This window comes from Halomonas sp. (assembly GCF_033549285.1).
GTDB lineage: Bacteria > Pseudomonadota > Gammaproteobacteria > Pseudomonadales > Halomonadaceae > Halomonas.
The window spans coordinates 22,631-29,806 of record NZ_JAWSUJ010000052.1; the positions used below are offsets into that span (position 1 = coordinate 22,631).

General features: G+C 69.4%; 10 protein-coding genes. 8 read left to right on the plus strand and 2 right to left on the minus strand.

Translation table 11 applies throughout. The annotated features are described in order from the left end of the window. Positions 1-7 precede the first annotated feature (7 nt). Together SCI24_RS12685 and SCI24_RS12690 are read left to right on the plus strand one after the other, a co-directional pair. Positions 8-1,276: a lytic murein transglycosylase gene (locus SCI24_RS12685; protein WP_318725720.1), complete on the plus strand. Its 1,269-nt coding sequence runs from the start codon at positions 8-10 to the stop codon at positions 1,274-1,276. 21 nt (positions 1,277-1,297) lie between these two features. Then, positions 1,298-1,849 carry an ATP-dependent zinc protease gene (locus SCI24_RS12690; protein WP_318725721.1) on the plus strand — a complete coding sequence of 184 codons (552 nt, stop codon included), beginning with the start codon at positions 1,298-1,300 and terminating at the stop codon, positions 1,847-1,849. A 21-nt stretch (positions 1,850-1,870) separates the two neighbouring features. Here the strand turns inward: SCI24_RS12690 and SCI24_RS12695 are convergent, their stop codons facing one another. After that, the gene (locus SCI24_RS12695; RefSeq protein ID WP_318725722.1) at positions 1,871-2,584 is read right to left on the minus strand and encodes a 16S rRNA (uracil(1498)-N(3))-methyltransferase; all 714 of its coding nucleotides are present in this window, start codon (positions 2,582-2,584) and stop codon (positions 1,871-1,873) included. Between the two features lie 113 nt (positions 2,585-2,697). On the opposite strand from SCI24_RS12695, the gene phaR reads away from it, so the two are divergent. The 6 genes from phaR to coq7 all read left to right on the plus strand — a co-directional run bounded on the left by phaR (position 2,698) and on the right by coq7 (position 6,962). Continuing rightward, entirely contained in the window at positions 2,698-3,162 is a 465-nt protein-coding gene (phaR, locus tag SCI24_RS12700; RefSeq protein WP_106230561.1) for a polyhydroxyalkanoate synthesis repressor PhaR, read from the plus strand. Between the two features lie 69 nt (positions 3,163-3,231). Then, positions 3,232-4,527, plus strand: coding sequence for a phosphoribosylamine--glycine ligase (purD, locus tag SCI24_RS12705; protein WP_318725723.1), 1,296 nt, complete (start codon positions 3,232-3,234; stop codon positions 4,525-4,527). Positions 4,528-4,565: 38 nt separating this feature from the next. After that, on the plus strand, positions 4,566-5,000 hold the full coding sequence (locus tag SCI24_RS12710; protein ID WP_318725724.1) for a thioesterase family protein: 435 nt from the start codon (positions 4,566-4,568) through the stop codon (positions 4,998-5,000). Continuing rightward, positions 5,000-5,872 (plus strand): phosphoribulokinase, encoded by an 873-nt coding sequence (locus tag SCI24_RS12715; RefSeq protein ID WP_133636428.1) that lies wholly within the window; start codon positions 5,000-5,002, stop codon positions 5,870-5,872. Before SCI24_RS12710 ends, SCI24_RS12715 begins: the two co-directional genes overlap by 1 nt. Before the next feature lie 30 nt (positions 5,873-5,902). After that, positions 5,903-6,244, plus strand: coding sequence for a histidine triad nucleotide-binding protein (locus tag SCI24_RS12720; protein ID WP_318725725.1), 342 nt, complete (start codon positions 5,903-5,905; stop codon positions 6,242-6,244). A gap of 73 nt (positions 6,245-6,317) precedes the next feature. Continuing rightward, the gene (gene coq7 / locus SCI24_RS12725) at positions 6,318-6,962 is read left to right on the plus strand and encodes a 2-polyprenyl-3-methyl-6-methoxy-1,4-benzoquinone monooxygenase (protein ID WP_318725726.1); all 645 of its coding nucleotides are present in this window, start codon (positions 6,318-6,320) and stop codon (positions 6,960-6,962) included. 26 nt (positions 6,963-6,988) lie between these two features. Here coq7 and SCI24_RS12730 read toward each other — a convergent pair. After that, positions 6,989-7,176 (minus strand): hypothetical protein (locus SCI24_RS12730; RefSeq protein ID WP_318725727.1); only part of this gene is annotated, 188 nt, incomplete at its 5' end.

Genomic DNA, 7,176 nt, shown 5'->3' on the forward strand with positions numbered 1-7,176 from the left:
AGCGACGATGAGACGGATGCTGACCACCCCCCTGCTGCTGGCACTTCTGGCCGGCTGTCAGGCCGTGCCCCCCAGCGAGGCCAACGTGGCCCGCGAGCCGGAGTCCGGCGAGGCGACCGATGCCGTGGCCGAGGTGGAAGCCGGCGAGCCGGCGCCTGCGGCGGACTTCGCCAGCTGGCTGGCCGACTTCCGGCGCGAGGCGCGGGCAGAGGGCATCGGCGAGGCGACCCTGGCACGGGCCCTGGACGGCCTGCGCTATCGGCCGCGGGTCATCGAGCTCGACCGCTCCCAGCCCGAGTTCGTGCGGCCGATCTGGCAGTACCTGGACAGTGCCGTCTCGGCGACCCGGGTGACCACGGGGCGGGAACGCCTGGAGGCACATCGCGCCACGGCCCGGGAGATGGAGCGGCGCTATGGGGTGCCCGCCGAGGTGATCGTCGCCATCTGGGGCATCGAGAGCAACTACGGCGGCAACTTCGGCGACTTCTCGACCCTGGAGGCGCTGGCCACCCTGGCCTATGACGGCCGCCGTCGCGACTTCGCCCGCGACGAGCTGCTCGCGGCGCTGCGCATCCTGGAAGCCGGGGATATCTCGCCTGAGCGCATGCAGGGCTCCTGGGCCGGTGCCATGGGACACACCCAGTTCATTCCCTCGAGCTTCGAGGCCTATGCCGTGGATGGTGACGGCGACGGACGGCGTGACATCTGGGGCAGCATCCCGGACGTGATGGCCTCCACTGCCAACTACCTCGATCGGGCCGGCTGGCAGGCGGGTCAGCCCTGGGGCATTGAAGTCCGCCTCCCCGACGGCTTCGACTACGCCGAGACCGAGCTCGCCACCCGTCGCCCCAGCCGCGACTGGGCGGAACGCGGCGTGCGCAGCCTGGACGGTGAGCCGCTGCCTGACTTCGCGGCGGCGTCGGTGATCGTGCCCGGCGGGGCGGAGGGCCCGGCCTTCCTGGTGGGCCCCAATTTCCGCGCCATCCTGCGCTACAACAACGCCACCAGCTACGCCCTGGCGGTGGGCACCCTGGCCGACGAGATCGCCGGCCGCGAGGGGGTGGTGCAGGGCTGGCCCCGGGAGGAGCAGCCGCTGAGCCGCCGCCAGGTGCGCGAGATGCAGCGCCTGCTCAACCAGCGTGGCTTCGAGGTGGGCACGCCGGACGGCATCATGGGCCCCAACACCCGCCGGGGCCTGCGCGAGTTCCAGGCCGCCATCGGCACCACCCCGGATGGCTTCGCCACCCGCAACCTGCTCGAGCGCCTGCAGCGCTGAGCCCCTGACCCGGAGGAGACCATGTCCCCGACACGTTACGGCCTGCCCCTGCTGACCGCCCTGTTGCTGAGCGCCGCGTCTCCGGCCATGGCCGCCAACGAGGGCAAGGTCTTCGGCTGGGTAGAAAAGGCGACCCTCGAGCCCTGGGGCGTCGAGGTGAAGGCCAAGCTCGACAGCGGTGCCCTGACCTCGTCGCTGGACGCCCGGGATATCGAGCGCTTCGACAAGGAGGGCGAGGCGTGGGTGCGCTTTCGCCTCAGGCTCGAGGACGAGGCCAGTGGCGAGACCTTCACCGAACGCATGGAACTGCCGCTCTATCGCAGCATTCGCCTGCGCGGCGCCGGTGGCACCGACCGGCGTCCTGTGGTGCTGATGAAGGTCTGCCTGGATGATACCGTCTACGAGGAGCAGTTCAGCCTGCGTGACCGCGAGGAGATGTTCTATCCGTTGCTGCTCGGGCGCCGCTCCATCGGTCACCTGGGACTGCTCGACGTGCGCGAGACCTTCCTCAACGAGCCCGACTGCGACGAGGATTCCCCCTTCGTCGCCCATGACCCGGACGAGGACGACTAGGCGCTCCTCGAGGGCGCGAGGTCAGAAGAGCCGGGCGAGCAGGGCCGTCACCGCGGTCTCGACCCGCAGGATGCGCGGGCCCAGGTGGATGCCCTCGCAGCCCGCCGAGAGCAGCCGTTCCACTTCCCAGGGAATGAAGCCTCCCTCCGGGCCCACCAGCAGCAGCACGGGTTCGTCGAGGCCGCGGGGGCAGTCGCCCGGCATGCCGGGGTGGGCCACCAGGCCGCGGCGCTCGGCCAGCAGGCCCGGCAGCCGCTCCTCGACGAAGGGGCGAAAGCCCTTGGCCAGGACCACCTCCGGCAGCCGGGTATCGCGGGCCTGCTCCAGGCCGAGCACCAGGTGGCGGTGGATCTTCTCCTCGCCGAGTTCCGGTGACTGCCAGTAGCTCTTCTCCACGCGGCGGGTGTTGAGCAGGGTAATGCGCTTCACGCCGAGCGCGGTGACGTGCTCCAGGGTGCGGGCCAGCATCCGCGGGCGGGGCAGGGCGAGCACCAGGTGCACCGGCAGCGCCGGCGGCGGCGCCTGGTCCAGGGCGGCGACGTCGAACAGGGCCTCGTCGTCGTCCAGGGCCAGCAGTTCCCCGCGCCCCAGGCGTCCCCCCTCGATGCCCAGCGTCAGGATGTCGCCGGGGCTCGCCCGGTGCACCTCGCGCAGGTGGGCCAGGCGCCGCGGGTCGCGGACCCGGGCCAGGCGGCCGTTCTCGATGTCGTCGGGGGAGAGCAGGATCAGGTTCATGGGGCCTCGCCGCGTTGGAGACGGAATGGTGGCTATGCCTTGCATGGTGGGTGTCGCGGTGCACAATAGCCCTACAGGGGCAACCGCCCCTTCGTATAACAAGGAGCAGCGCCGTGCGCGTGATTCGCAAGTATGCCAACCGCAGGCTCTATGATACCGAACAGAGCCGCTATGTGACCCTCGAGGACCTGCGCGGCCTGATCCTCGACGAGGTCCCTTTCCGGGTGGAGGATGCCAAGAGCGGCGAGGACCTGACCCGCACCATCCTGCTGTCGATCATCATCGAGCAGGAACAGGCCGATGGCGATGCGCAGGTCTTCTCCAACGACCTGCTCGCCCAGTTCATCCGTGTCTATGACATGGCCCAGCCCCTGCCCCTGGCCCGCTACCTGGAGCAGGGCACCAAGCTGATGCTCGAGCAGCAGCAGCGCATGCAGGACCAGTGGCAGCAGGCCATGCGCCACTCGCCCATGGAGCTGATGCGCGAGCTGGCCGAGGAGAACATGAAGTTCTGGCAGAAGACCATCAACCAGGCCGGCAGCCCGGACGAGGACGACAAGGGCAGCAACAAGCCGTGAGCGGCGTCCAGGGCGAGTTTCTGACATAATGCCGCGACGTTTCTTGCATGGTTTGAGGTAGCACAGCGGATGAAGGTCCTGATCATCGGCGGCGGTGGCCGCGAACACGCCCTGGCCTGGAAGGTCGCCCAGTCTCCCCGGGTGGAGACCGTCTTCGTGGCCCCCGGCAATGCCGGCACCGCCCGGGAGCCTGGCCTCGAGAATGTCGACATCGGCGTCTCGGACCTGGCGGGCCTGGTGGCCTTCGCCCGGGCGCAGGAGGTGATGCTGACCATCGTCGGGCCCGAGGCGCCGCTGGTCGAGGGCGTGGTCGACCGATTCCGCGAGGCGGGGCTGGCGATCTTCGGACCGACGGCCGCCGCGGCTCGGCTCGAGGGCTCCAAGGCCTTCTCCAAGGACTTCCTGGCCCGCCACGCCATCCCCACCGCCGACTACCGCAGCTTCACCGCGGTCGAGCCGGCGCTCGAGTATCTCGAGGAGAAGGGGGCGCCCATCGTCATCAAGGCCGACGGCCTGGCTGCCGGCAAGGGGGTCATCGTGGCCATGACCCATGACGAGGCGGAGGCCGCGATCCGCGACATGCTGGAAGCCAATGCCTTCGGCGATGCCGGGGCCCGAGTGGTGATCGAGGCGTTCCTCGAGGGCGAGGAGGCGAGTTTCATCGTCATGGTCGACGGCGAGACGATCCTGCCCATGGCCACCAGCCAGGACCACAAGCGGGTCGGCGACGGCGACACCGGCCCCAATACCGGCGGCATGGGGGCCTACTCCCCGGCGCCGGTGGTCACCGACGAGGTCTTCGAGCGCATCATGGCGCAGGTCATCCGGCCCACGGTACGCGGCATGGCCGAGGAGGGGCATCCCTACACCGGCTTCCTCTACGCGGGCCTGATGATCGACGCCGACGGCAATCCCAGGGTCATCGAGTACAACTGCCGCTTCGGCGACCCCGAGACCCAGCCGATCATGCTGCGCCTGACCTCGGACCTCGCCGAGCTGTGCCTGGCCGGGGCCCGCGGCGAGCTGGCCGGCCTTGCCTGCGACTGGGACCCGCGGGCCGCGGTGGGCGTGGTGCTGGCCGCCGGGGGCTACCCGGGCAGCTACCTCAAGGGGGATGCCATCGAGGGGCTGGAGGCCGCCGAGGCCACCGGCTGCAAAGTCTTCCATGCCGGCACCGCCGAGGATGCCCAGGGCCGGGTGGTCACCGCCGGGGGACGGGTGCTCTGCGTCACCGCCCTGGGCGACGGCGTCGGGGCGGCACGTGACCTGGCCTACCGGGGGGTGGCGGAGATCGCCTGGCCCGACGTGCTCTACCGCCGCGACATCGCCCACCGGGCCATCGCCCGGGAGCGCACTGGCGCCTGACGGCGTGCGGTCCCGCCACAACGAGAGCAGGAGCGAGGATGGAGCGTGTCAGACTGAGCTTTCCCGCGGATGACGTGGTGCACCGTCACCCGCTGACGGTGCGCATCACCGACATGAACTATGGTCGCCACCTGGGCCACGATGCGCTGGTGTCGCTGCTGCACGAGGCCCGCGTGGCGGCCCTCGCGTCACGGGACCTTCGCGAGTGGGACCTCGGCGGCTATCCCTGCGTGGCGGCGGATCTCGCCGTGCAGTACCAGGCCGAGACGCGCTGGCCCGATGCCCTGGTGGTGGAGACGGCCATCCCCGAGCCGGGACGCAAGGCGATCGGTGTCTACCATCGCATCCTGCGCGAGGCCGATGGCGCGACGGTGGCCACGGCGCGCATCAACCTGATGCTGGTCGACCCGCAGAGCGGTCGGCCGGTGGCGATCCCGGCCGATGTGCGGGATGCCCTGGCAGGAGCGAGCTGATGTCCCGGGAGTATCCGATCATCGCCCTGACCGGCTCCTCCGGCGCCGGCACCACCACGGTGAAGCGTACCTTCGAGCGCATGTTCGCCCGGGAGGCCGTGCATGCCGCCTTCGTCGACGGCGATGCCTTCCACCGCTACACTCGCCAGGAGCTGGCGCGGCTGCTCCTCGACGAGCCCGAGCGCAAGGATGAGCTCTCCCACTTCGCCGTGGAGGCCAACCTGCTCGACCGGCTCGAAGCGCTGTTCCAGGAGTACGGCGAGCACGGCAACGGCACCTACCGCCACTATATCCATGCCGAAGACAAGCAGATGATCGAGGCCGGCTACCAGGTCGGCACCTTCACCGAATGGCAGCCGCTGCCCTGTGGCACGGACCTGCTGTTCTACGAGGGCCTGCACGGGGGGCTGGTCACCGCCGAGCTCGATATCGCCCGCCACGTCGACCTGCTGGTGGGGGTGGCGCCGACCATGAATCTGGAGTGGATCCAGAAGATCGATCGCGACATGCGGCACCGCGGCTACTCCCAGGAGGCGGTGATCGATACCATCCTGGGGCGCATGGACGACTACGTGCGCTACATCCAGCCGCAGTTCTCGCGCACCCATATCAACTTCCAGCGGGTGCCCACGGTGGATACCTCCAACCCCTTCGAGGTGCAGGACATCCCCACCGATGCCGAGTCCTTCGTGGTGATCCGCTTCCGTGACCCGGCCACGGTGGACTTCCCCTACCTGCTGGCGATGATCCAGGATGCCTTCATGAGCCGGCCGCACACCCTGGTGGTGCCGGGGTCGCGGCTGTCACTGGCCATGGAGCTGATCCTGGGGCCGCTGGTGCGCCACCTGCTCGCCCAGCGGCGCTTCCGCTGACCCGAGACCCGACCGAGAGGAACGACCCCCATGGATTGCCTGTTCTGCAAGATCATCGAGCGCGAGATTCCCGCCGACATCGTCTACGAGGACGATGCGGTGCTGGCCTTCAACGACATCAATCCCCAGGCGCCGACCCACATGCTGATCGTGCCCAAGCAGCATATCGCCACCCTCAACGATATCGAGGAGGACGACCTGGCGCTGGTCGGCCGGCTGCAGTACACCGCCGCCAGGCTGGCGGCGGAGAAGGGCTTCGCCGAGGAGGGCTACCGGGTGGTGATGAACTGCAATGACCAGGGTGGCCAGACCGTCTATCATATCCACATGCACCTGATGGGCGGTCGTCGCTTCACTTGGCCGGCTGGCTAGCTGGCGCTCTGCGGCTCGCGCCGCGCGCGACAGGCGTACGACGCATCAGGTGCATTCTCTCGAGAGACCCGCCATGACCCGTTCCCTTTCCCGCACCGACAACCTGATCCACCAGTTCGATACCGTGCTGAAGACCCTGGTCCCCCACGCGGCCGCCCCCTCGCGGCCGTCGCCGGCGACCCCGGAGATCCACGACGAGCCGCTGAGCGACGAGGAGCGGCGGCACGCCGCCGGGCTGATGCGCATCAACCACACCGGCGAGGTGTGTGCCCAGGCCCTCTACCAGGGCCAGGGGTTCACCGCCAAGCTGCCGGAGGTGCGCGACCAGATGGAGCAGGCCGCCCAGGAGGAGATCGACCACCTGGCCTGGTGCGATTCCCGTCTGCAGGAGCTGCATGACCGCCCCAGCGTGCTCAACCCGCTGTTCTACGCGGCATCCTTCGGCCTCGGCGCCACGGCCGGCGCCGTGGGCGACCGGATCAGCCTCGGCTTCGTGGCCGCCACCGAGGAGCAGGTGGGCCACCATCTGGAGGAACACCTGGTCAAGCTGCCACCGGGGGACCAGCGCTCCCGGGCGGTGCTGCGCCAGATGGCCATCGACGAGGCCCACCACGCCCAGCTGGCGCTGGAAGCCGGTGGCGTCCGCTTCCCTGCACCGGTCAAGCTGGGCATGAAGCTGATGTCGAAGGTGATGACCAAGAGCGTCTATCGACTGTAAGCGCCAAGCTGCAAGCGCCGAGCTGCTCAGTGACGGGCGGCAGGTGTGGAGTAAGCCAACGAGAAACCCCGCCGGATGTCGAGTTCGGCGGGGTTTGTTTCGTTGAGCTCGGCAGTGTCAGTGACATCATCCTGCGGCGCTTGGCGCTTGGCGCTTGGCGCTTGGCGCTTGGCGCTTGGCGCTTGGCGCTTGGCGCTTGGCGCTTGGCGCTCGG